The sequence below is a fragment of the Vibrio owensii CAIM 1854 = LMG 25443 genome (genome assembly GCF_000817815.1).
GTDB classification, from domain to species: domain Bacteria; phylum Pseudomonadota; class Gammaproteobacteria; order Enterobacterales; family Vibrionaceae; genus Vibrio; species Vibrio owensii.
This window is the reverse complement of sequence record NZ_JPRD01000015.1, coordinates 272,977-295,077: the sequence shown is the minus strand read 5'-3', so window position 1 is coordinate 295,077 and position 22,101 is coordinate 272,977. Positions and strand designations below refer to the sequence as shown.

The window sequence follows — 22,101 nt, the reverse complement described above, 5'->3', positions numbered from 1 at the left end:
CAGATCAATTCCGAACAGGCTTAGTTTGTGAGGTTTGATTTATTTAATTTCGATTTCAGTATTGCTTGGGAAGTGTTTGTAGTACTCATTGCCCTCGCTTTCTAGATCTGGTTCCCAAAGGCGACCGTTGTATGAAAAGATGCCGATCAATTCGCCATTGGCATTGTATACGTCACCACCAAGAGAGTTACTGCCACCAAGACCATTCTCGGTAATGTAATTTCGCCAGATTTTTTTTGCGGCTTTTAGGCTGTCTGCGTCTAAGGTTTTTTCTTCAACAATTCGGAAGTAATTATCTAATATACCCACCCTAAGTGAGAATTTAGCCTGTGATGGTACATCAGGCAGCTCTTCTTGAGCTTCTTCCCATGCTGTCAGCACATCACTCATTTCGTGCTGTTTGAGGTGTTCTTGAGCAATTACAGCCATATCAAAATAGAGTCGTACTTTCGGATTCAAATGATTATGAACCATCAAGGCTGTTTGTATTTCGAAACCGGCAGCTTTTGCCAACTCAACAGCCAATTCTTGTGTCTGTTTGTAAATCTCTAGGTCGGTCATAATCTTTCTCTCTTAATGTAGGACTTTGGTAATAGCGAATTGCTCCGCTCCGTGTAGTTCCGCTAGTTTTCGCTGAATTTGCATGACCTGTGGCATCAGCTTTCGCATTTCTTCCTGAACGTGCTTTTCTTGAAAATTTTTCATCGCGGTTACCATGCAAATGATGCTTTGTTGTTTGATTGCATCACTCTCAATTTCGGTTAGAGCTTCATAGAACACTTGAGCTTGAATGCTGCTTGCATCTTCCAGGTCTTCGAGACTCAGTGAATCTATGTGTTGACTGATCATGAAGTTGCGGAAAATGTTTTGTAATTGCTGAAATGAAATTACGGTATCCATTAGCTACCTCGCTATTTATGTCAAAGTGATATTTGTACTGATTTTAACGAGAGGTGAACCGATGCAATGTGTTGTGTATTTAGATCAGAACTCAGGGGGAAGAAAAAGGCCGGCATTCACCGACCTAGATAATTGTTTCTTAGTTGCGTGAGGTTTACATACCAAGTGCTAGTGATTGGGTGCTATGCCCCCGAATAAGGTGTTCTTTTACACTCTTTATGATCTCTTGATAGTGCGACCTGTGAACAGCTTGACCGATTTGTTCACTGGCAATATCAGCACTAACACAATTCAATTTAAAATCTTCCATTCCCATCACTTCTTTGATTAATGCTTCACTCGGCCACAGAACTGTATCCGGATCAGGCATTACTACAACACTGTCAGCAGCCATTCTGGATTGACTCTTAAGGATGCAAGGTACTTTTGTTGAATCCGGTGTGATAGGTCGTAAACGATGATTCTTAGTTAATCCCTTTTGCATGGCACTGTTTTCAGTAACATCACGTAGAGAGGGGAGGTGTTTCGTAATTAATCTCTCCCACAGAGATTCATTGCGAGCAACATTAGTTGTTGGCCAGCTAAACGGTGTGTCTCGCAAGATGGTAGCAAAATGGAAATAGCGTGGGCGATTACCGTCATAGCCATGCTCTGAAGGGTTAATTTCACATTCATACGTTTGGTAACCCATTCGTCTCAAAGCAGTATTCCAAAGCTTGCCAATAGCTGAACGGCCAAAGGAAACAACTTGTTCAAGCAGTACCGAGGTAAAATTCATACGCTCTATCAACTTTAATGCAGGGTAAATCATGTCAATTCCAGTACTCAGATCATCCAATGATTTTTCTCTTAAGCTTCCAGATTTTGCAGCACTAAAATCATCACATGATAATGAAATCGTTAAGAGGTTCGATTGGTTGTGCTTCATGACTTCAGCAATGTGGTCAGGATTCATTTCATAAATATCTTCATTAAAAAGTGCCTTAACAGGGACATTTTCAATGAATGTGAGAGCACCTGACTCGGTTAAGTCTCGACCTGCCGACACATCTCGTTTCTCATTAGGTCTGTACTCGACAACCCCGTTTAACTCGAAACCTTCTTTATGCGCGGCACTGGCATCTACGCCAGAAGAACAGACAGAGAACGCTGTAAGGGGCGCACTGGATCTTAGAAACGCTGAAACACGTTCAATTAGCCGATTTACTACCGGTTTCACTGTGATTTTGTTTTGTTCAAAGATCACAAGTACTTTCTTGGTGTACTTCGGAAGAGCTTTGTCCAACAGCTTTTGTGAACTGGTTTCAGTCAATGTTTCCATAAAGGGATTGTTTCTACGTCTTTTGTATGTTCTGGAATAGACTTGCTTTGGCTTTGGCGTAAGAACTGATGCCGGTTCAATAGTAAACCCCTCACCATCCCCGATTAAACGTTCCTCGACCTTCATTCCTTTCTCAAATGAGAATAGAGGCAACCAGTTAGAGCTAATGGTCAATTTCCGTTTACCATCAGCAGAGATTTTGAGTGATAGCTCCTTCGTTGCCACTTCTGGTACATTGACCTTTACCAATACTTGTTCATTCATCTTAGATATTCCTTTACTTATGATGTGATATTTATTCTTCGTCAATGTTGCGAAAGGCAGGGTGTTCAGATGTAGCAAAATCAAACATAACTTGAGGTTGGCATTCAAAATTATGATCAGTTTCATCTCCGTCAGAGAAACCTTTTTCTTCGAGCTTTCTTTTCTCGTTTGGATCAGACACCAGAATAGCATCTTCGCTCAGTACTTCTTTAATCAGTTTCTTTTGTTCTGGTGTAATAAATACAAGTCTTGTCATGGATGTAATTCCTTATTGATATTCGGTTAGGCCGCAGACACACCGCTTAGTAAGTTGTCAAAATTCAGAGTGAGTTGATTTGCTTCTTTACCGGCTTTATCAAAGGCATCATTTACCTTTGCTTTAAGTTCTATCTTTGGTTGAACGAGACGCTTAAGGGACAAACCCAAGTAGTAAAAAATCGATTTGGATACCAGACCAGACAGCCCGTTACCTAAGATTTTTTGAGCGTGGCCGACAACTGTCCCTGCGACAAATTCTTCTGGGATTTCTTTTATACGACAGTGTTCGATTTCACTAACCTGACGATATAAATCTTTGGTCGGATGCTTAATCAATGGGTCCGATGTTCCTGCCCGTTGATACAAAGCTCTTAAAGTCGCAATGTAGGTTGATTCTGGTGTGAAGATTTGCATCTTAAATCCATTGCCTTTGGCTTCATGCTTTTTTTGCTCTTTTTTCAAATGGTCATAAGGTTTCCAAACCTCGGATTCAGGCGATACATGATCAAGGACTTCAGCTAACGTCTGTCTTGGTTTAGAAACGGATTCAACATCGTCTAGGTCAAAATCAAGGTCTAGGTTGCGAGATTGAGCAACTACATACATTCGCTCACGAGTTTCGAGAGAGAATCCTTCTTTGTGGCTGTCAATCTCACGAACTTGGAACTTATATCCAAACTGGGTTAGCAGGGCAGCTAAAACATGCCAACTAGCAAAATTCTTCCACGTTTTTACGTTCTCAATGAAGACAATAGATGGATTGCAATGCTCTAAGATTTTGCTGTAGTAAAATACAAGGTGAGCAGTCTGGTCTGTTTCGAGCTTATTTCCTTTTTTGGCCCTTGCACACTTAGCCGTATCTGTGCATGGCGCGGTAATGGTTAGGATATCCACTTTTGGCAGCATCATAGGATCGATTAGGCTAATATCGGAGTTAATCAAAACTGAATAATCATCGAAAACATGACGGACATTGGTTGCAAGGTTTTCGATCGCTTGGTCGTAATTGTCTAGGGCAAAACGAACTACTGACGATAATCCCGCAAGTTTAAATCCATCATGCGACATAATTGTCTGAGTACCACCACCGGCAAATAGGTCTGCTTTTTCAAGCGGAATACCTTTCTTCAAGCGGTCAATCATTGTACTTTCGCGTTCTTGGATTCGCTCTTCTAACACATCGTGTTTAACGGTGATCTTTAAAACGCCACGTTGCATTACAATTTTTAGGACTTGCTCTGGTTTATAGGTTTTTAGTATATCTGAGTTGCTCTCATTTAATTCGATCAACCCAACTTTGGCACCAGAGTAGCGGTTCACTTTGCTGGAAACGCTTCTTAAGGAGCGGTCACTGCGTTTAGCTTCAACTGGCACAGATACAGCCACAATAGTTTCACCATCATCTTGGTCTTCAATCTTGATAGTTTCCCCTACCTTGAAGTAGTTCAAAATTTCTTTGCCTTCCAGCCAAATTCTGTTCTTTACTCCAGCTTTTTTACTTGTAACGCGGTTAACTGGTCGTTGTATTAAAAGAGTCATTGGTTGCACCTCGCAGGGGATTCAATTAGTTCGGCATACTGGCTATTTTATTCGTGGGTGCTTAAATCCAATGTGAAATGCAACTAGATCAAAGAAGTGGACGGTTGTAATTGGATTTAACCTTCAAATCCCTTTGTCGAAGATGGTTGCAATTATCGCTTCTGAATGAACGGGCTTATATTGCTTATATATCAATAGTTTAAAGTGAATTTAAAGCTCATATTACCAAGTAATTCGCACCAATTTTGTGTACGGAGATAAGATCAATTTGTTTATAATGGTCCAGAATATTATTTGGGTATATGAACTTTGATTAACTAAAGGTATTGTCGATATGACCAACCCAAATAATGACAATCTGTTTAATAAGCAGGACTGTCGCAACGAGCCTTTTTCCTCACATTATAAGGAGAAGGCGTACCCTCAATATCTTTCAGCAAAAGATTACTATGGAACTTTATGCCCCCAGGCAGCGAAGAAATTAGTTGAACTACTGGATGGTTCTAACTGGTTGTTGGCTCCTGCATTAGAGGGCTGTTTCGAAAGCAAAGCGGTCGCTTTAGAATTTATTGAGAATTTTCCTGGTGTACCGCTTCACATGCTACTGCCGAACGATACGGATGAAGTTGTTGCTATCGCTGTTAAGACTGAAGAAGGCAACCTATTTATTCAGGATGACGACAACGATTATTCTCCAGAACTAGTTCCTCACTTTAGTGATTTGATCCGCATTGCTACTGAGTTCGGTAATGCTTTCTTAGTTGATATTCATGATGAACAGGACGGAAAGGAAACGGCCAAAGTTCATGAGTTTGCGCCTAAGAACCTGATTGCGGAACAAAATGGATATTTAGGTCCTGAAGACGCTAAAGCTATCATTGATGTAGTTTCCGGCTCTAATTGGAATCTGGGAACCATTACAGACGGAATGTTTGAGACCAAGCAACAAGCAATTCAATTTGTTGAAGCTAATCCGGGCAAACCGATCCATATTATTATGCCAACCAACTCAGTATCCGGTAGTGTCTCGGTCATTGTGCGTGCAATTGATAGCAAGTTAACTATTCAGGATGATGACCAATATTATGACTGTGCACACGTTACAAATCCTGATGGACTGATCGCCTTAGCAACAATCATAGGAAATAAGATTTGTAGCGGAGAAGCTTACAAGGACGACTTTGGTAATATAGCCCACGTACTCTACTATTCTCAACATGTTGGTGATTTGGCTCCAGAACAACCACTCCAGGACACATGCAGAACACTATCCGCTGAAGAAGCTAAGGTATTAGTCGCAGAATTAATTGATCATGAAATTGCTTTCCATTGCAAACCTGTAACTGAAGGCGTTGAGATTAAGGTTTCCAGCTACGATGCTTACCATTTGGTTCCCCAGAGTAATCATGAAGACCAATTGCATATCCTTGATGGTTCAGATAGTTCTGACTAATATCATGTGTGTTGAGTAACAATTTATTAAACGAAAAGCTGTGGTATCATTCCATGGCTTTTTTAGGATGAAGATATGTTGAATTGGTTGATTTTCAGTTTACCAACTACGATCGCTTACACTTACGAGTGTTTCGGGTTGTTTGCGGTCAGTAGGTTTTTGTATTTGTTCCCGGTGCGATTTAACTATCCACCAGCTCTTTTTCATTTGGGACATCTACATATTAGTAGAGAGATCAGGGATGCATCTCACGAAGAGGGGATTCGTTTAATCAAGCTTGCTGCATTGCATGGATATAAGCCGGCTTCAGAATGGCTCAGTAAATTTAAGTCGTTAGCTCAAGCAAAGAACGAGGACATCGCAAAATCACAGGCCATCTATAAAGAGTTAACGGGTAACCTATTCAAGCATGTAAAGATTAGTAATTATATTATTGCTTTTCTTTTTCACCTCGTGATTGCTATTAGCATTTACAACCATCTATAAAATGCCCCGCTATCGTGCGGGGCCTTTTATGTAGATGGTTTAGTAGCTACCTGAAACTAACCAGTCGAAAGGACATTCTAGAACCTGACAGACGTGTAGCATTTCCTTCATGGTAAGTTCCGGTTCAGCGTACGTCAGTTTTTTCTTACTCGCTAAATTTAGCTGTGCCATCTCCGCGACTAACTCACTGTCTAGTGATTTGACTTCCATAAGAGCCAGAATACGACCTGAGAATGTGTTTAAGTCGAAGCTGTTCTTTTGAGCCACTTCTTGAACGGTTTCAACAACCATATTCCAGAGAGCACCGATCACTTCGATATTTTCCTGATTATGTCCAGTATACAAATTTACTGTATCTGTTTTCAGTTCTGATGAGATAGCATACATAATGTTAGCTTTGGGGTTTGGGATGGTATTTTTGTAAAATGAACGCACAACACTTTTTACTTCACGGTCAGGGTATGGTCCCTTGTTTGCGCAGTTCGCGAAAAATTCATCTTCAGTGAGATTGATATTTTTACATGCTTTTTCAAACCGCTGCTGAATTACTGTCATTATATCTCCTTTGTCTAAGTTCGTGCCAAGACAGAATTTGTAATTAGTTGATGATCAACTCTAGGTCTCTGACAAAGAATGTCCGGTTGAACCATAGAGTTTCTGCTGAATCGTGAGGCGTTCCATCCGCATTGATTCTCGATGCTTGATATTGGTAGGAAGCCCACGTTTGATTTTGTATATGATTTGTATGGCTTGTTCCGCCGCCTGTAGGATTACAAAGAACGCTCGTTATTTTCCAATGTGCTTGTGAACGGGTCTCATCGATACATCTCACATCTGCAGTGCCGACCTTTTCCGTGCCGTTCCATACAACTTCGTTTCTACCTTTTATTTCAGATAGAAGAGGGTTTGGGATCAGTGATGCCCTATCAACACATATGGCTTTATTCGTCTTGTCATAATACGCACGTCCTAAACAGAACTTTAAAGCTGTTGATCTGAAGACGTCACCAACCTTATACACTTCCGTCATGCCAATACCTAATCCTATATTCCATATCTCATTAGATTCGTTCTAAAGCACCAAGTACAAAATCACCTGCAAGCTTGTAACCAAACTGGTGAAACTTCGATCCGGCATCGACACGACGAATGCGTTAGAGTAAATGGAATTTCCCTTTCATTGCTTTTAAATAGAAAAACACTCTGAGTGGTTCGCAGAGGTCGAGTTTTCCAGATATTTTAGGCGTTTGTATCTCGCTTAAAATGGTACATCTGATGTTTCAACTTACAGAATACGCAATTATTTTTTTATGCAATTTGTAATGTGTTCTGATCGAGAGAGAAGAAGTGAAGGATAAAAACTACCGCCATGATTGACGGTAGCCAGTAGGGGAGAGGGCACTGTTAAAGGATCTTTAGCCGTTTTTCTATTTGGCTAAGCGCATCTTGTGATGTTTGGCTCGAGCCAGTAAAGAGGACGCAATGCTTTCACCCCAGATCAACAAAATAAGTGAAATTTTCAATAGCGAGCTTTAGATTGCGCCCGCCGACTCTTGGTTAAATGCTCCTGGAGGTAGTTTCCATTGTTCACCATCTGCAAGGAAGATAGGCAGTTTGTAGCTTGGATCAATTGCTTGCTTTAACGCTTCCTTATCCAGACACTCAAATGGCTTAACACCTTCAGTTCGCTCCAATATGTTTTTGCCATTACGATGAATCGTTTTCTCAAACGACCGTTCATACTCGTAAATCTGGTAAAACTGATCAGGGAAATATTCACGAATGGTTGCAAAAACTTTGTCGCTGTTAAAAATGCAGGCAATACAGCTACTGCGGTTCCATCCAAGGCGATACGCGATAGGTGGAATAACACGCCAACGCTCTAAAATTTCCCAGATTTGTTCCTCTTTTAGATGTAGCACTGGACGCCAAGTATCTACATAGCGTGGTTTTTTGCTGTTTGGGTTAGCTCGCAACGTATCGCAATGATGCGGTTCGAGTTGGTTGTACTTCGATCTTGGACCTGATTCTTCACGTCGCTCACCGGTAACCACTAGAGTACGCTTACCAATGAATCGTTCCTGGTTGTTGATCGCTCGACGGCATACGTCAATTTTGAGTGAACTTGAGCACCAACGTCGTAAAAGTGATGCTTCTTGCTGTGGGTACAACATTCTGGTACCAGGTTTTGCAAGTTTTCTATCTAACTCAACCAACCCATCTGGCGTCTCAAAAATGTGGTTATGAGGCTTGCTATTTTCCTTGAGTAATTCTCCCTTGAATCCATATTGCAACCAACTATACTCAATCCTGATTCCCATAGATTTGGCGAATTCTGAACAGTAGTTATCAACATAAGCCCAGTCCATGAATGGAACAGGGTCTTCCTTTCCGTCGATAAGATGATGCCAAAGGAGAATCTTATCTTTCGGCACTCCTCGCTCAAGCAGGTAGAACAGAGATGCCCAAGAGTCTTTGCCTGAACTGGTGCACACAATGTAGTAGTCGTAGGTATCTAATTCGATTTCTGGAGCTTCGAAGTACACGCCAGGTTCTGACGGGAGCATTTCTATGATATTGCCCTGATCGCCAAATACGTTGGCCCCAACACTTGGGATAATGATTTTATCGTCAAAAATGTCGTTGATAGCGTTTTCGAAACTCATGGAAATTCACCTACAAAAGTAATTGCTGATTGATAGGTTCATTGTATTAATGACTTCTCAATTCCAATTTGTAGGGATGTATGATCTGGAGTCTTGTGAGTTGCTAAATATGAAATAGGCACCTTCGGTGCCTTTCTGTTGTATAAGGTTATTGGCTAAATACAGTTTTCTTCCCAAGTGGTTTTGGAATCAGCCAGAGAATCCACTAAATCTTTCTTTGAGCGTTGGTATCCAGGTAAGTCTTTTGCTATATCAAGTTTCTCTAGTAGATCAAGCACTCCTGAACTAGCGAGCAGGGAATTGTACATGGAGCAGAATTGTTTACCTTTTATAGTTATGTCTTGTTTGCCTTCTTTCATCATTGCGCGTTTTGCCAAATATTCATCAAGTCCTTTCTTGCGCTCTTTTTTAAGGTAATCATTGAAGCCTTCAATTGTAGCCCGATCACTGTTGTTATCTACAAAAGTATATATACGTTTTACAATGGGCTTATTATCATGCAAGCAACGCTGTTGCAGATTACCAGTACTCATCGCGCAAAGGGCTTTAATACGTTCCGCATACTCAATAAGCGAATTGGTAGGTTTATTTGAATCAGGGGAGGTGTTTAATGCAGAAAACATTGAAAAGTTAATCATATCTTTTTCTTTGACAACGGTTTCAGAATTGTGTTTTTCACTGTATTGATTGAACTCGTTAACGGTCGCATGATTACAATCAACCCCATATGCTTGGCAAAAACGTTTGATATCTTGAACAGTGGAATTATTAGCGGCAAAGACCTGCAAACCAAGATTGTTTTGTGCAGCATTGATTATCACTTCTAACTGTTTTAGGTAGGTTTGGACCGTAAGTTTGGAATCTTCAGTATTGGAAGCGTATGCGCCAATTGAAGCGCATAGAGAAATAAGTAAAGCGAGATTTCTCAGCATAGAATTTGATGTCCTTTTATCTATTGAATTTTGATTAGTTTTACTTGTGTTGAGAACTGTCTGAATAGTGGCTCAACCTTTCTTTTCGGAATTTTAGTTGTACGGTTATTTCTATAGCTGAACCGCGTTGCATCATCAGCAGTGTGACGATTTGTTTTACTATCTTTTCCATATTACTCACTAAGTACTATCTCAGGCACAGAGTCTCAGTGGCATCTGCACCTGAACACTCATTTTTTTATTGGTCATGAATAGTTCCTTAATTGCGTTGAAACGTGCATCAAATCCACTTAGTTCTGTTAACTGCTCAACGTGATGCTTGAAGCGGGCCCAATTTAACTTCTTTAGCTCTTCGAACAGGATGACATCTACAGTTCGCTGTGACGTTAAGTTCCATGCCACTTCAATCGCATCGTCAATTTCATTTTCCGACCACTGACGGCTTTCCTGCAACATTGGGTGATTCTTCATTGCTAAGTTGTAAACGTCCCACCATAGCAAGATCTGATCAGTGTTAATCATGTCGTAGAAGTCTGCAGTAACAAATGGGCTGCTCTCAGGATTATGAAACTCCATATTGAAACTCCATTCCTGATAACCCTTTGATTTTGTCACTTGCTGCTTAATATGGTCTTCTTTCAAATTTTCAGCTAGTTGAGAGCCTTTACGGAGGCCGTTTGTAGTCTTACCGAATACGCTTGCTGTACGACAACAGTCAAGACTAACCTCTGCGTTATGTAGATCAGCCAGTAATAGGCGCGGATTAAGTTTACTCTTATAAGTTGCCTCACTCATTCCAAAGAAATGAACTCGAGGAAACAGCATCTCACCTGTTGGCGACTTAAGCGTCAGAAGTTGATCAATTTCTCTGGTTGAAAGAGCTAGATCGAGATTTTTCTTGGTTAGACACGGAATACCAAGCCACACTTTACCGAACTTCAGTTCCGACATTAGGCTTAAAGCATGTTGACGTATGTCTGGTGCTCTGTGGATCGGTAGAATCACATTGCATTTCTTCGCCAGTTGTCTTATCTGACGTGAATGCTTTCGCAAAATCGCAACTGCATTTTCATTTGAGGCTACGTCATCAGGCACCACGATCCAGACGTTCTTAGCATGACGCGGTTTAAGGGACGCTATTAGTCGTGAGTACTCTGCAAACACCCAGTCAGTATCAATCTCTTTACCCTTGTTTAATAATGTTATCAGGCCATTATCGACGAACACCTTTCTACCCGTCTTAGTGGAGTCAAGAATCACTGATAGTAGGTCTGTCTGCTTATTGCTATTAACATGCGCAAGGGAGGTTCCGACATCATTCCCAGAAGCTATAAATCCGATTTCGGCCATGTTTGCCACACCAGAGCGGAACCATATGCGCTCCGGTTTGTCTCTAGGTTCCTTTACTACGTGATTTATGATTCGCTTGAGAGCCCCCCGTAGGTCGCCAATACCGCGGTGTGACTCGCAAATGTAATGGGAATGGTATTTAGCAAGAACTGCATCCAACTTGTTACCCATAAGTGATTTAAACATTGATAAATAGTCATTTGATAGGACTACATACAGAGCACGCTCACCAGATGCTTGAGTCAATTGCTTAAGCGCGTTTTGTGAATGACGTTCGACATACTCAGCAACTTGGAGCTTATCGTTTCTGCAGCACATTCGCTTTTCATATGGAGCAATTACATCAGTGCTGTTGATGAGTCCGTGCTCACCACTCAGGATTTTGATATCAAAGTAATCCGTTGGGTCTTCGGTGCCAATATTGCTGCGTAACATAGTGTAAAAACCACCCTGATATAGATCGATAGCTCGAGCTGGTTCTGCTATTTTTTTGTCTGAGCAGCCGATAATCAATACTGGCTTGTTATTTGGTGCAATCATAGTGAAAGTCTCTTATAAACCCCAACTTGAGGTAAGGTCAGGGGATTAGTTAAGCCACTTGTAGCGCACGTAGCTTTTTCAAAGCATCGGACCAATATTCCCCAACACTGTGACGTTCATTCTCTTTACCTGAAATTGGCGTTGAGACCCCTTGTGAATCGATGGAAAAAGGAGTTTGATAAATATCATTTATTTTTGAGCCTCCCTTAGCTTGGTCAATGGCAGCTTCAAGATCGGTAACTTCAATTTGATTTCCATATAGGTCTACAATTTTCATTTAATGATCCTTTGAATTGGTATATTTCTTTGAAGAGTCATCATCCAATCAACGGAATTTTTCCAATGGACTATGTAGTTAGATCAGGTTTTTTTTACATAGAAAAAGCCCCGAGCATAGCGTCAGGGCTTCGATGGGTGATGGATTAAGCGTCAGGCTATGAAACTCGTTCTTAAATTCCTGTTAATGGCCCGCCATCAAATGCCTTTTGGTTTAATCCAAGTTGGTAGATGTTCTTAACCCATTCACGACGTTTTTTAATGCGACCTAATTGTGCTTTTGGAGGCTTCAGCATTCCGGACTCAATCCAACGGTCTCCGGCCCTAGTGAAGCTTTGTTCTCGTAGCCAACTTTCTAAAACTTCCTGTGTAAATACGAGTGAGCATTCTTCATTTGAAGCAAACTGCCAGGTTGTATCACTACTAATGTCATTCAGATCGTAATCTGCTGAATCCTCACCATTAATATCTAATTCAGGGTAGAAGATCTTACCGTTATGTGTGGTTAAGTCTGTATATTCTACGCTATGGCGCTTGTAACCTGCCGGAATGTCATATCGGATGTCCCTGATATAAACATCGTAGTAAGCTTTGAGCGCAGCATGTGGCTCAACTTGAAGACCACGTGACATCCAGTTCCAGTCTATCCAAGCAATATCAATTGGTTCAAAAATAGTGAATGTAGACTCAGTGAGAGCATTCTCCGGATCGAGGTGTAAACCATTCTCTACCAGTTCACGTTCTTGTTCTGCACGTTCTTCTTCGCGCTTTTGTATAGTAAGTCCAATACGAACCAGATCCAAAAGGTAGCTACCGGAGTTGCAAGCCGCTTTGACATCATTCAGTGAACCGGGTGCCTGTTGTACATAAGAACGGTTCAATGCATTGGCATCGTTGTAGAGCATGAATTTACGGTACTCTTGCAATGGCGAAATATGTGGAAAGTTTTTACCGATGCTTTCGTCCAACGTAGGACTGTCGCTCATGAAGCAGATATAACAGCCATCCCTAGCACCTTTACATGAACTTCCGTTGTTAATATCAGTAGCTGAACATTCCGTTGCGCTCATCGAGTTGTAGTAAGCAGCGGTTCGATCAAACCCGTCTTTAATTCCCGGTACATTCGAATCAATATCATCTTCGCAGAAAAGCAAATAAGACCAAATATCTTCTACAGACCAATCCATGACGGGGTAGAGGTAATTACTCCCATTGAATGGACAAATGGTGAATGAATTTGCCCCATACCGGGCAAGGTTTTGAGCTCTAGTTGGTGATTCCTCGGCACGAGACCCCAAAAACTTAACTAATTGAATCCCCATCTCTTGAGCCATTTTTTCGTATGGCTTAACAATGCGCTCATTAGGTTTAATTTTCCAATCAACACTGCATCCCGCTGACTTCCCGAGAATTCTTGTCCAGTTGACGATACTACCAGCAACCACCTTACCAGCCCATGACTCATTGATTCGAGGTTTGCTTTCAAGCATTACCAGATTAATCCCATGAACATTGGCATAGCGTTTAATGTCTCCAACTTCCTTAAGCATGTAATCTTGCTTGTGTGGTGACTCATGACGAGTGTTTGAATACACGATTAGAAACGGGATTTTTGCAAGAAGGGGGCTAATTTTAGTAGCTCGCACCCAAGCTACAAGCGAAAGAGACATTGTTACTGATGAGTCTTTTCCAAAGGAATAGAGGATACAAGGCATCATTGGTTGAGTAAGAAACGTCTTCTCCAGTCGGTTGATGACATCCTTAGCTCGTTGCTTAAGGTCTGGCACTGACTCATTCTTCGCATTTGTAATTTTAGTAAACCAATCCATGCTATGTCCTCGTCAAATCTGGCATTTGCTGTATATTGAGATTTTAATTATTGGCCCCAATCCAAGTGTCGGAGTGTTCAGAAAGAGGCCGAGTTCTATTTCATCACTCTTGGTTCAGTTTTTCTTGAACCTTAAGACAACGCTGGCAAGTTGCGGTACCGAATAGGTTCCATTCTTTGCCGCGTGTAGGAATCGCTCTCCCACATAGTGTTTCACTACCACTTTGAATGTGGATTTTGGTTTCTTTGCCGCTGTCATTTTTCCAACTTACTGTCGCCATATCAGTACCTTTAGTGCTGTGAATGTTTGTTCAATCCAGTTTACTGCGAGGTTGCAGCAACCAATTGTTCATAAGATAAGATCAGGTGATGAGAATTAATAAAGGCCGCATTAATGCGACCTTTTGTACTTAGTTGAATATTTCGTATACTGACCCGACATTTTCTCTTCGGTTACTCTTGTTCAGCCAGTTAACAAGCTTTTGGGCTGTGCCCCTTAGCATTGAGTGTCTAGTCTGTTTTACCTCCCCAGTGGACTTTACAGTCCACTGGATGAGTACCTTGTTTCCATCGCTCACGTTATGAACTTTTAGCTACTTGGTAGATCAGGCGGTCAAGTTGCTCAGACCAGCCAGACATGCTCGAGTTGAAGTTCTGCACAGGTAAAAGAGCTTGTTGGCGTCCAAAGGCGATAAGCATTAAATTTAACGCTTCTAGGCTATGCTTGGCTGTCTCTCCAGGGTTTACCAATTCAAGTTCGTCTTTGCTTAGCTTCGATATCTCGTGAAGTGGTGCCCATACTTTCTTGTAGACATTATGGCTTTCATTAACGCGAATAATCACCTGGTCTTGGTTGAAGGTAAAATCTAGAAAGTCGCTTCCATTAGCACCAAGGCTCTTTACTCGTTCGAGAACAAATGGACGTGAGCATTTACGTTCTAGATAGTTTTGGGAAGCATCATGATCTAGACCAATCTCAGAAGCTAGTTTCATTAGCTCGACGTGTTTTTGTGCGACCATAACTGGAGATGCATCTTTTGTTGCTTCCGGTGATTTTGCGATAAGAATGTTCATGCGTTCTACAGCCTGTTCAATCGCCTCAAAATCAACGTCCATTTCTTGTGAATTCCATTGCTGTCTCAATACCTTAGACGCGATCGGAATATATGCCTTCAACTTTTCTTGAAGGATGTCTCTCAAGCTACCTTGAGGTTCAACGCCTCTTTTAATGATTCTAACGTCAAAATCCTTATCAAACTTTGGCGTGAATTCGACCGAGACGGCAATGAACCTGTCTTCAGCCACAACAGCTCTACCAAATAGATTTGGAATCAGAGCATATCCCACCTCGCGATGAGAACGAACAAAACTCACGTTTCCTTGATTGGATTTGAGCTTAAGAGCTCGAGCAAGCGAGTCGCCACCCATGCCAGGTTTGCGAGTCACTTCTTTTGGCATTACTGTCACTGTTAATGTAGCTACGTCTCCGTCACGCTCCATGAGTACTTCATTTTGGCAAATAAAGGTTGGCTCGAAGTGTCGGATTTTCGCGTCCTCACCATCATACGCTTTTGTTAGAATTTCATCGTTATAAGTACCTTTCAATTGCATCGAAGGGTCGAAGGCTTTAATTTCGGAACCATTGAATGTCAGTTTTAAGCCATGGTAGATATATGTACGGAAAATGCGGCCAAGGTTTGTCGTAAGTTCAGACTTAATTGAGTTAAAACTCTTTTTAGGGAATTTGTCGAGCTTAGACCAGCGGACAATCGTATTTGCATCTGATGGCATCATCGCGGAAACTTCTGGAGGCAGTTCAGAGTATTCCGGTTCACGAATTTCAACAACCGAATCTGACTTGGCGACTTCATCTAGATCGTAGTAGGTATGCATGTATTCTTTTGAGCCCTCAGGACGAGACCAGACGTCGATTCTTAAGCCGATATTGTAAGCTGACAACTTCGCACCGACTCCATACTTGCCGATACCTGATGTGGCTAAGAAAGTAGATGATTGACCGATAACTAAGTAATTGTAAATTGTCTCAAAATCCATACCTTTACCATTATCAGCGTACAGTATGGCTTCCACTTTTTTCTTGTTTGATATCGTTTGAATATCAACATATGAACAGTTAGCTTGAATGGAATTATCAATAATCTCAGCGACGCCATCAGATAGGCTATATCCTGAGTCTCGAGATCCTAACAAAAAGTTATTGAGGTTCATTGGTAGCATGTGTGGTCTCCTTTTTGCGGTCACTGTGCCGCTATACCGTTTGCTTGCTACCGATGTTATGAGCAACTAACTTAGTCCAATTCACTGTGTGATTAGATCAGGCGTAATAAGTTTTCAGTATTGTTATACTGATCAGGAATCCCTCTCATTTGCCTTAAACGGAAATGCTTAACAATGAAAAAACTATTAGCTTTACTGGCGTCAGCAACCGTCAGCCTCTCTGTACATGCCGCAGATTTCAAAGAGGGCGTAAACTATAAAGTTCTCGACTTTCAAAAAGCAGAACAGCCGCAGGTTGTAGAATACTTTTCGTTCTATTGCTCTCATTGCCTTGCGTTTGAAAAACTCTTTAAGTCAATGGAGCAGGACTTGCCAAGTGATGTTCAATTAGAAAAGCGCAGTATTTCTTTCATTGGACGTGAAATGGGCGTACCCGTTTCAAAAGCGTATGCGATGATGAAGGTTCTTGGCAATGATCATGAATTAGTGCCTGAAATGTTCCGTAAAATACAACGTTCAGATAAGCCACTACGTAGCGAAACTGAGTTACGTGAATGGTTCATTGAACATGGTGTTTCAAAAAAGGTATTTGATGCCACTTACAATAGCGAGAAGGTTTTGACGCTTCAGCGTTCATATGATGAGGGGTTCCGTAAGGCGAGGTTAACTGCTGTTCCAGGGTTTATTATTAATAACAAATACCAAATCATTTTAGGGTCATTTAAGAATTACGAAGAGTTCCTTGAGTTAGTTGAATACTTGCTAAATAAGTAAATAATTCGCCCTGACGAAAAGCTGGCATCGCCAGCTTTATTGTCAGCTGCATTTTATGCCACACTTTCTTCATGATTAGGTATGTCAGTATTTTGTTCTTTTTTCGACGCAAAAAATACTGGAAAAACACACAAATAGACCATGAACAAAAGCAAAGCAATAAATCCATAAAGTTGATACTTTTCATACAAAAGAGTTCCTTCTGAATCGAAACGACTGTAGAAGTATGCTACCAATCCATGAAAAAAAACATCCGGAGCGTATGCAATGTGCTTTAACTTTGTTAAATCAAGTACCGAGTAACGAGCATCAAATGAGGCTCCAGGACTGAAAATGATACGATCTCTTAGGTACTCAACCTTACCTTCATCATAAAACTGTTCTTTACTGAAATGCTCATGCAACGAACTTGCTAGCCAAGTGTCACTTGGATGTTCGGCATATGCTTTTACAGCGTAACCGGGGTCTCTTGCCACTAAGCTATCGTAGGTCTTCATATCCTTTGAAAACACTTCGAAACTAAGCACTGAATAAGGGCTATCGGCTCTGATGTATTTATTTGTCAGTGCTGTCAATTGCTCTTCAGAAAAGTCCTTCTTGTTGGTGATTAAGTATTGGATTTCCACAACATCAAGCATGTCGTTTGCTGTTGCCGTTGTATATGAGCCTACCGTAAAGTCTGGTTTGTATAGTTTATTGTCGAAGTTTACAGGTTTGTTGCTGGTAGCTTCCCAGGTCACATCTGGTCCATCAGGGTTGTTCCAATTGATAAACGCATGACCAGGAGCAAAGATAAGATCAAGCTCAATACCATTAAGAGCCGCGGCTGATTTAATCAACAGTGAGTACAAGTCGCAATCTGCATACTGACGATAATATGACTCAACAGCACGACCATTCTCGTAAGTAAAATAATCAAATGCAAGGTTGTTAAGTTTGGTCAGATATCTGTTCATAAGCCAGAACTCTGAGGTTGAAGGAGCTGATATTTCTTCCGAAAGTACCAGCCATTTATCCACAAACTGTTTCGCTTTGCTCAATTTCTGCGCTTCATACGGTTTATTGTGAATGGCACCTTGCTTGGCATCATGATCCACAACCTTCTGCACAAAGGAATCTGGGTGAACAAGCTTGTAACCTTCATCAAAGGAGAAGGACATCTTCGGTTCTGAAACAAAAGTAGTGGAAGCGTGCCAGCCCATTCCAATTGATATTAATAACAAACCGACAATTAAAGAAATTATCAGAGCACAGAATTTTTTCATAAGGCTTTTGTTCCAGAGGTTAGTTAATTATTGACTCTACTTTGACATATCGACCATCATCTCCTTGGGTGATAGTGATAGTCTCGTTTGTGTCTATATTAGTTACTTTCGCTTTTCCTGAAAGCTCAAGGTTTACCTTTAATCGACGGTGACCATTAATTGGTGAAAATGAACCGTCTTCAAGTTTAATTACTGTAATATCGTTCATGGATTTAATCTCTTCTTCACTCAGTCCCTTTACTAATGCATCTAACGAAGTAACCAAGTCGCCGCTCCATTTTACTGGTTTTAATCTGCTACAATTACGGTCATAGTAAATATTGAACAAATCGCCTTCAAGTTCATTTGAAAGTGCAGTTCTGTAAACTAGACTCAATGAACCAGCATTGATCGGTATAACTTCCAGATCAAAATAGCCATTATCAACGGTATAGATAGCAAAATGAAATTGTTGATCACTACTGGTAATGACTTCGTCTTCTAGCCAACAGTTAACCGCGTCGATCGGTGCCACTCGGCCTTCGAAGCATTCATCTATAAAGGATTGTTCCACTATAAGGTCTTTGCTTATTTTTGCTATTGCTGCTCGAATGTAGTGGGAATAAAGTTCGATAGCTATATCGGATGTACCTTTAAAGCCGTCCAGTATGAAATGACGAATACCATTTAGAGCTCTGTTTCTGTTTGTAGCATCTACGTTGAATTCTACTCCTTTTATTTTGAAACCAACTTCTCCATTTAGTACACGATCCTCGAAACCAGTAAAATTAAAAACATCACCAGTGATAGATGACACAAAACACTCTTTCATTTTTAGATCCTTTATCTCATTTACCTGATGGATTCATTTTATGAGTGACTCGCCAAATTCAATGGTGAATGTAATTTGATCAGGGGTTCTTTGAAGTAAAAAAGGAACCGTATGGCTCCTTTTTGTAATTAACAGGAAATTAGTCTTTATCCACTCTCCCCATAATGATTTTGCACTTATCTAGAGCGACGATTCCCTTGACTTTCTTATCCGTTTTAAAAGAACCTTGAGAGGCTATTTGCGCAGGCTCTCCCTCTTTAATAACAGTGCCTGATATACACTTTGAACCAGCCAGTTCTTTATCTCCGGTACAATACCGAATTTCAGTTCTCAATGTTGAATGTGAGTAAAGAGTCTTAACTTCATTTATATCATCGTGTACCCAGATAATTTCAGTCTCTTCGGGCATTGTTGCTTTGTAGAAATTTATCATTTCTGCGCATGATAACAACGATCGACCGCCTGAAGCTGGCACAAAAGCTTGTGTGCTGAATCCAGTTATAGATAGCCCTAGTACGATCATGGTGTTGACTGTTTTTCTCATTTTTTCACTCGTCCTAATATAAGTTTACAACGATCAAGAGCCACTATCGCCTCCACTAAGTTTTCTGTATCGAAGCTTTCCTGATTGACTTCGATTGAAGGGTACTCCTCCATCATCATTAAGCCGGAGACGCACATTTTCCGACTTGGTGAGAGCTCTGTTCTACCTTTACAGTATTTAATTTTTGTTTCTAGCGTTGTCTTTGAATAAGTACTTCTTACTTCACTGATGTCTCCCTTAACCCAGACCATTTCGTACGATTCCGGTATGGTGGCTTTATATGCCATGATTCGTTCGGCACAATTGATAACCGTTCCATGTGCTTGTGTACCAAAGCTCGCCGCAAATAGTGTGAAAAGCAATATAGTTTTAATAGTATTTGTCATATTTGATCTTCTGGAATAGTTAATTGTGAGCGTTCGCAAATCATTTACAGACAAGGCTTAGACAGCTTTTCTCTTGAGTATCAGCTTTACCACCAGCTTGGTATGATTTATGCCAAATATAGAAATTCACTTATCGTGACTAGAAACCAAAGGTATGAGTTGCTGATTGGAGTGTTCTTCGAGTTAATAACTACAGCTTTAGTTCTGAAATTCATATTTGGGTGAGTATACACGGTTCACAGCAGCATAGACGTCATTCCAAGTTGGTTTACACGCACTTTTGGTTACGAAGTAGCGACGTCTGTAAGTAATGTGGCTGGGTTCATTCTCTGAAGCAGGGAACCTAAGCTCGCGCAGAATTCCTTTCTGAACAGTGATTCCCTCGAGCTTACTTAATGCGGCATCGATCTTCTCTGTCATTTCTTTAAGTTCTTTCTTGCTGCCTTCAAATCTGTCATCTGAAATGACTTCGAATGTTAGTTTCACTACCAGTCTCCCTCTTGCAAATATCCTTCAAATTACCAACATATCGAAATCCCATAAAGGACGTGATACATATGGCATTTATATTTTGGTTCTTAAAGCGGTCGCCCGAAAATCAGAGAAGTAAAAACGTGGCATGAAAGCGAGTAGCTGACCATTATAAGGAAACCTATAGCACTTTCTCTCGATCTTATCTGGCATCCAAACGCCTTTCCCAAAACTACAACTATAATACCTGTAATCAAGCCTATCTCTAAGTACGCTTGGAAATCTTTACTGATTAACTCACCAATGAAATTTAACATCGATTACCCTTGGTTATGACTATACACAAAGCGCTTTGCTACTCTAAATCGTCTCTTCATTTCTAATTCAAATGAATCTATATGTGAGCCCATTGTAGGTAAATACCTTCAATCCCAAGGTGAAGTTTAATGTGATCAGAAGGAAGTCCAGCTTCAGGCTTCTAAGCACACATTAAATCAGAGAGTTTACTATTGGTTCTAATGTTGTTTATCTATACAGGTGGTGAATGCGTTGCGAGCCCTTAATACTGTTGAAATCCTAAAGTACGCCGTTCCATTAGAGGTGTTTTTAATTACATTATTATCATTGAGACAAATACTTATACATCTAAGGTAAAAACATTGAGTTCTCCCATGATTCTTGTTCAGTTTTACTTTAGAATACGCCTCAGAACCCTTTGTTCATCTACCTTCAGTAACTCCCGCTTCCCACTCAGCTTTTAAGTTGTAGCGTTTTGGGTTGTAACAAATGGATATCGACATGAATTTACTTAAAAGACTATCAATCAGTATTGGTGTAGCCTGTCTATTTTCTACACCTTTGGTCTCATATGGATCGGTGGCAGTAGACCACAGTGGTAAGGCAAACGATATTGCTCAGCAGTTGATTGAAATGAAAGAGATGGCTGTTAAAGACAGGTCTGGAGATACAGCTTTGCATTTCGCCTATACACTTGAAGGCTATATGTCTGAGCCCAATTTCAAGCTTTTCTTCGATTGGATTAAACTTTCGGCCTCCAGAGGCAATGAAGATGCGCTGTATCAAGCGGGACTGCACTATGAGTATGGTATAGGTTTAATGCAGGACGTAGATCTAGCTGTTGAGTACTACAGCCATATAAAATCAGTTAACAACGACTTAAGCCGTGTCATCTCCAGAGCAAAGACAAGATCATTTTGTAATCAACCTCATTCGCGCAAGCCGGCTACTGCATCATTAGAGAATCGGCCAACATCATTATTTGGTAGCGAATTCACCTGCTTTACACGGCAGTCACTTGAAAAACTGTTAGTCTCGGGTGGAGCAATTAAATTGTCATCGAGTGATATGACAGATACCTTCGATGGCAGTGAAGAGTTACTCTTTTCCAAGCGTATTTATACCGATTATTCCGAGACAGGTAACTTACTAAATATAAGGTTCTACATTGCTCAAGTTGATGTGAATGATGTTCTTTATGAGATGCGGAACCAATTTGGCAAAGAGGAGCCAAACTATGGTGTTGAAGCTATGCGTGGAAAGGAATGGGTTTGGCATCGGAATGATGGTATCGATATCACCCTAATCAAAGACGGTGAGTATTCAATGCTAACGCTCGCTGACATTTCTAGTACGTTTGTTAAGCGTCGGCAGGAGGTCTATCCTTATTTGGCTGAAGGAAAGACCATTATTGCAACAAAATAGACTTTCTTGCCATTGTAATTAGATCACCTGTCTTACTTTAGTCGGTAATAAACTAGCCTTCAGTTTACTGGCAGAAC

At 40.8% G+C, this 22,101-nt stretch carries 23 protein-coding genes; 4 read left to right on the top strand and 19 right to left on the bottom strand.

The annotated features are described in order from the left end of the window. Nucleotides 1-39: 39 nt before the first annotated feature. The 5 genes from H735_RS10360 to H735_RS10340 all read right to left on the bottom strand — a co-directional run bounded on the left by H735_RS10360 (nt 40) and on the right by H735_RS10340 (nt 4,282). A complete protein-coding gene (locus tag H735_RS10360; protein WP_020194579.1) occupies nt 40-561 on the bottom strand; it encodes a hypothetical protein in 522 nt (173 codons plus the stop codon). 12 nt (nt 562-573) lie between these two features. Beyond that, nucleotides 574-900, bottom strand: coding sequence for a hypothetical protein (locus H735_RS10355; RefSeq protein ID WP_020194578.1), 327 nt, complete (start codon nt 898-900; stop codon nt 574-576). Between the two features lie 154 nt (nt 901-1,054). Further along, nucleotides 1,055-2,485 (bottom strand): hypothetical protein, encoded by a 1,431-nt coding sequence (locus tag H735_RS10350; RefSeq protein WP_020194577.1) that lies wholly within the window; start codon nt 2,483-2,485, stop codon nt 1,055-1,057. Between the two features lie 31 nt (nt 2,486-2,516). Then, nucleotides 2,517-2,741 carry a hypothetical protein gene (locus H735_RS10345; RefSeq protein WP_020194576.1) on the bottom strand — a complete coding sequence of 75 codons (225 nt, stop codon included), beginning with the start codon at nt 2,739-2,741 and terminating at the stop codon, nt 2,517-2,519. Nucleotides 2,742-2,767: 26 nt separating this feature from the next. Further along, complete coding sequence (locus H735_RS10340; RefSeq protein WP_020194575.1) at nt 2,768-4,282, bottom strand: DNA cytosine methyltransferase; 1,515 nt, start codon at nt 4,280-4,282, stop codon at nt 2,768-2,770. A gap of 334 nt (nt 4,283-4,616) precedes the next feature. On the opposite strand from H735_RS10340, the gene H735_RS10335 reads away from it, so the two are divergent. Further along, the gene (locus H735_RS10335) at nt 4,617-5,735 is read left to right on the top strand and encodes a hypothetical protein (RefSeq protein ID WP_020194574.1); all 1,119 of its coding nucleotides are present in this window, start codon (nt 4,617-4,619) and stop codon (nt 5,733-5,735) included. A gap of 75 nt (nt 5,736-5,810) precedes the next feature. Then, a complete protein-coding gene (locus H735_RS10330; protein ID WP_020194573.1) occupies nt 5,811-6,221 on the top strand; it encodes a hypothetical protein in 411 nt (136 codons plus the stop codon). A 39-nt stretch (nt 6,222-6,260) separates the two neighbouring features. Here the strand turns inward: H735_RS10330 and H735_RS10325 are convergent, their stop codons facing one another. The 9 genes from H735_RS10325 to H735_RS10290 all read right to left on the bottom strand — a co-directional run bounded on the left by H735_RS10325 (nt 6,261) and on the right by H735_RS10290 (nt 16,051). Continuing rightward, the gene (locus H735_RS10325; RefSeq protein WP_020194572.1) at nt 6,261-6,776 is read right to left on the bottom strand and encodes a hypothetical protein; all 516 of its coding nucleotides are present in this window, start codon (nt 6,774-6,776) and stop codon (nt 6,261-6,263) included. A 43-nt stretch (nt 6,777-6,819) separates the two neighbouring features. Continuing rightward, the gene (locus H735_RS10320) at nt 6,820-7,251 is read right to left on the bottom strand and encodes a hypothetical protein (RefSeq protein ID WP_020194571.1); all 432 of its coding nucleotides are present in this window, start codon (nt 7,249-7,251) and stop codon (nt 6,820-6,822) included. Nucleotides 7,252-7,753: 502 nt separating this feature from the next. Next, complete coding sequence (locus H735_RS10315; RefSeq protein ID WP_020194570.1) at nt 7,754-8,887, bottom strand: hypothetical protein; 1,134 nt, start codon at nt 8,885-8,887, stop codon at nt 7,754-7,756. 155 nt (nt 8,888-9,042) lie between these two features. Then, nucleotides 9,043-9,819, bottom strand: a complete 777-nt coding sequence (locus H735_RS10310) for a hypothetical protein (RefSeq protein ID WP_020194569.1) — start codon at nt 9,817-9,819, stop codon at nt 9,043-9,045. A 192-nt stretch (nt 9,820-10,011) separates the two neighbouring features. Next, nucleotides 10,012-11,709, bottom strand: coding sequence for a DUF6884 domain-containing protein (locus H735_RS10305; RefSeq protein ID WP_020194568.1), 1,698 nt, complete (start codon nt 11,707-11,709; stop codon nt 10,012-10,014). Nucleotides 11,710-11,758: 49 nt separating this feature from the next. Beyond that, the gene (locus H735_RS10300; RefSeq protein ID WP_020194567.1) at nt 11,759-11,986 is read right to left on the bottom strand and encodes a hypothetical protein; all 228 of its coding nucleotides are present in this window, start codon (nt 11,984-11,986) and stop codon (nt 11,759-11,761) included. Between the two features lie 172 nt (nt 11,987-12,158). Beyond that, nucleotides 12,159-13,814: a phosphoadenosine phosphosulfate reductase domain-containing protein gene (locus H735_RS10295; RefSeq protein WP_020194566.1), complete on the bottom strand. Its 1,656-nt coding sequence runs from the start codon at nt 13,812-13,814 to the stop codon at nt 12,159-12,161. Nucleotides 13,815-13,917: 103 nt separating this feature from the next. After that, on the bottom strand, nt 13,918-14,094 hold the full coding sequence (locus H735_RS30840; RefSeq protein ID WP_020194565.1) for a hypothetical protein: 177 nt from the start codon (nt 14,092-14,094) through the stop codon (nt 13,918-13,920). A gap of 298 nt (nt 14,095-14,392) precedes the next feature. Further along, entirely contained in the window at nt 14,393-16,051 is a 1,659-nt protein-coding gene (locus H735_RS10290; protein ID WP_020194564.1) for an ATP-binding protein, read from the bottom strand. A 174-nt stretch (nt 16,052-16,225) separates the two neighbouring features. Here H735_RS10290 and H735_RS10285 point away from each other — a divergent pair, with 174 nt between their 5' ends. Further along, nucleotides 16,226-16,825 (top strand): thiol:disulfide interchange protein DsbA/DsbL, encoded by a 600-nt coding sequence (locus H735_RS10285; RefSeq protein WP_020194563.1) that lies wholly within the window; start codon nt 16,226-16,228, stop codon nt 16,823-16,825. Nucleotides 16,826-16,878: 53 nt separating this feature from the next. Here H735_RS10285 and H735_RS10280 read toward each other — a convergent pair whose 3' ends face one another. The 5 genes from H735_RS10280 to H735_RS10260 form a co-directional block, all read right to left on the bottom strand. Continuing rightward, nucleotides 16,879-18,090, bottom strand: coding sequence for a hypothetical protein (locus H735_RS10280; RefSeq protein ID WP_152447581.1), 1,212 nt, complete (start codon nt 18,088-18,090; stop codon nt 16,879-16,881). Between the two features lie 19 nt (nt 18,091-18,109). Further along, nucleotides 18,110-18,901: a hypothetical protein gene (locus tag H735_RS10275; protein ID WP_020194561.1), complete on the bottom strand. Its 792-nt coding sequence runs from the start codon at nt 18,899-18,901 to the stop codon at nt 18,110-18,112. 139 nt (nt 18,902-19,040) lie between these two features. After that, the gene (locus H735_RS10270) at nt 19,041-19,445 is read right to left on the bottom strand and encodes a hypothetical protein (RefSeq protein ID WP_020194560.1); all 405 of its coding nucleotides are present in this window, start codon (nt 19,443-19,445) and stop codon (nt 19,041-19,043) included. After that, complete coding sequence (locus H735_RS10265; RefSeq protein ID WP_020194559.1) at nt 19,442-19,831, bottom strand: hypothetical protein; 390 nt, start codon at nt 19,829-19,831, stop codon at nt 19,442-19,444. Before H735_RS10265 ends, H735_RS10270 begins: the two co-directional genes overlap by 4 nt. 198 nt (nt 19,832-20,029) lie before the next feature. After that, complete coding sequence (locus H735_RS10260) at nt 20,030-20,317, bottom strand: hypothetical protein (RefSeq protein WP_020194558.1); 288 nt, start codon at nt 20,315-20,317, stop codon at nt 20,030-20,032. A gap of 771 nt (nt 20,318-21,088) precedes the next feature. Between H735_RS10260 and H735_RS10255 the strand changes: the two genes are divergently transcribed. Beyond that, the gene (locus H735_RS10255) at nt 21,089-22,024 is read left to right on the top strand and encodes an SEL1-like repeat protein (RefSeq protein WP_152447580.1); all 936 of its coding nucleotides are present in this window, start codon (nt 21,089-21,091) and stop codon (nt 22,022-22,024) included. The last annotated feature ends 77 nt before the right edge of the window (nt 22,025-22,101 follow it).

Coding starts and splice junctions, on each gene's coding strand:
- H735_RS10305 (WP_020194568.1), bottom strand. CDS start 11,709: ATGATTGCACCAAATAACAAGCCAGTATTGATTATCGGCTGCTCAGAC.
- H735_RS10290 (WP_020194564.1), bottom strand. CDS start 16,051: ATGCTACCAATGAACCTCAATAACTTTTTGTTAGGATCTCGAGACTCA.
- H735_RS10315 (WP_020194570.1), bottom strand. CDS start 8,887: ATGAGTTTCGAAAACGCTATCAACGACATTTTTGACGATAAAATCATT.
- H735_RS10340 (WP_020194575.1), bottom strand. CDS start 4,282: ATGACTCTTTTAATACAACGACCAGTTAACCGCGTTACAAGTAAAAAA.
- H735_RS10270 (WP_020194560.1), bottom strand. CDS start 19,445: ATGAGAAAAACAGTCAACACCATGATCGTACTAGGGCTATCTATAACT.
- H735_RS10320 (WP_020194571.1), bottom strand. CDS start 7,251: ATGACGGAAGTGTATAAGGTTGGTGACGTCTTCAGATCAACAGCTTTA.
- H735_RS10295 (WP_020194566.1), bottom strand. CDS start 13,814: ATGGATTGGTTTACTAAAATTACAAATGCGAAGAATGAGTCAGTGCCA.
- H735_RS10255 (WP_152447580.1), top strand. CDS start 21,089: ATGGATATCGACATGAATTTACTTAAAAGACTATCAATCAGTATTGGT.
- H735_RS10355 (WP_020194578.1), bottom strand. CDS start 900: ATGGATACCGTAATTTCATTTCAGCAATTACAAAACATTTTCCGCAAC.
- H735_RS10330 (WP_020194573.1), top strand. CDS start 5,811: ATGTTGAATTGGTTGATTTTCAGTTTACCAACTACGATCGCTTACACT.
- H735_RS10345 (WP_020194576.1), bottom strand. CDS start 2,741: ATGACAAGACTTGTATTTATTACACCAGAACAAAAGAAACTGATTAAA.
- H735_RS10275 (WP_020194561.1), bottom strand. CDS start 18,901: ATGAAAGAGTGTTTTGTGTCATCTATCACTGGTGATGTTTTTAATTTT.
- H735_RS10300 (WP_020194567.1), bottom strand. CDS start 11,986: ATGAAAATTGTAGACCTATATGGAAATCAAATTGAAGTTACCGATCTT.
- H735_RS10310 (WP_020194569.1), bottom strand. CDS start 9,819: ATGCTGAGAAATCTCGCTTTACTTATTTCTCTATGCGCTTCAATTGGC.
- H735_RS10265 (WP_020194559.1), bottom strand. CDS start 19,831: ATGACAAATACTATTAAAACTATATTGCTTTTCACACTATTTGCGGCG.
- H735_RS10325 (WP_020194572.1), bottom strand. CDS start 6,776: ATGACAGTAATTCAGCAGCGGTTTGAAAAAGCATGTAAAAATATCAAT.
- H735_RS10360 (WP_020194579.1), bottom strand. CDS start 561: ATGACCGACCTAGAGATTTACAAACAGACACAAGAATTGGCTGTTGAG.
- H735_RS10335 (WP_020194574.1), top strand. CDS start 4,617: ATGACCAACCCAAATAATGACAATCTGTTTAATAAGCAGGACTGTCGC.
- H735_RS30840 (WP_020194565.1), bottom strand. CDS start 14,094: ATGGCGACAGTAAGTTGGAAAAATGACAGCGGCAAAGAAACCAAAATC.
- H735_RS10280 (WP_152447581.1), bottom strand. CDS start 18,090: ATGAAAAAATTCTGTGCTCTGATAATTTCTTTAATTGTCGGTTTGTTA.
- H735_RS10350 (WP_020194577.1), bottom strand. CDS start 2,485: ATGAATGAACAAGTATTGGTAAAGGTCAATGTACCAGAAGTGGCAACG.
- H735_RS10285 (WP_020194563.1), top strand. CDS start 16,226: ATGAAAAAACTATTAGCTTTACTGGCGTCAGCAACCGTCAGCCTCTCT.